Annotated in this window: 1 protein-coding gene; it reads left to right on the top strand. The window is 47.8% G+C overall.

All coding sequences use genetic code 11. The features are described from left to right. Positions 1–859: IS66 family transposase (gene tnpC / locus WKT12_RS16425; RefSeq protein WP_340320326.1), on the top strand; the 859-nt coding region annotated here is incomplete at its 5' end. Positions 860–965: the final 106 nt, after the last annotated feature.

Here is a 965-nt window from a genome sequence, read left to right as displayed (position 1 = left end):
ACTGGTCCGGCTGGTTGTCGGCTGCGGGTATGTCCAGGCGGACGAGACCACTGTAAGGGTAATCAGCAAGGGAAAAGGGAAGGCCGACAAGGAGTATCTGTGGATGGTCAGGGCGGTCATGGAAAAGCTGGTCATTTTCCATTACGATGACGGTTCCCGTTCGGGACAGACTATAAGGAAACTGCTGAAGGACTTCAAGGGATATCTGCAGAGTGACGGTTACAGTGCCTACAATGTATTTGAAGGTACTGAAGGAGTGTGCCTCATAGCCTGCCTGGCCCATATCAGACGTCATTTTGAGATGGCTCTGGAGGAAAACAGAAGTCTGGCGGAGCATGCCTTGAAAATAATACAGGAGATTTATCGGACAGAGCACTTTGCCGACTCCCGGGAATATACGCCGGAAGAACGGCGTGAACTGCGGAACCGTCAGTCCGCTCCCCTGCTGGATTCCTTTGAAAAGTGGATGGAAAGCACATATATCAAGGTTCCGCCCAAAAGCCGGATGGGACAGGCCATCTCCTATGCGTATCCGTTATGGCCCAGAATGAAGGCCTGTCTCAAAGACGGCAATATAAAGATAGACAATAATCTGGCCGAAAATGCGATACGTCCTCTGACGCTCTCAAGAAAGAACTTCCTCTTCTGCGGGAATCATGAAGCCGCGGAAAATACAGCGGTCATCTGTTCATTGCTTGCCACCTGCAAGGCACAGGAAGTCAATCCGAGAGAATGGCTGAATGATGTCATTGCCAGGCTTCCATATTATCAGGAAAAAGACTCCGGCAAAGATATCCGGGAACTGCTACCGGATGTCTGGAAGTTGAAGAAGTCCAACGAAAATCCAATTGAAGTCTAATAGAGATACAATAAAATAGCAAACTCTTCCTGTCAACTTTATATTCGTTGATAAGAAGAGTTTGTTGTTTTATGAATCTACAATGTGTACTTTATCGGAGGCTTAC

The organism is Phocaeicola sp. HCN-6420, from assembly GCF_037890145.1.
Taxonomy (GTDB): domain Bacteria; phylum Bacteroidota; class Bacteroidia; order Bacteroidales; family Bacteroidaceae; genus Phocaeicola.
Note: the sequence above shows the minus strand (reverse complement) of the source record. Positions and strands in the feature narration are given on the sequence as shown.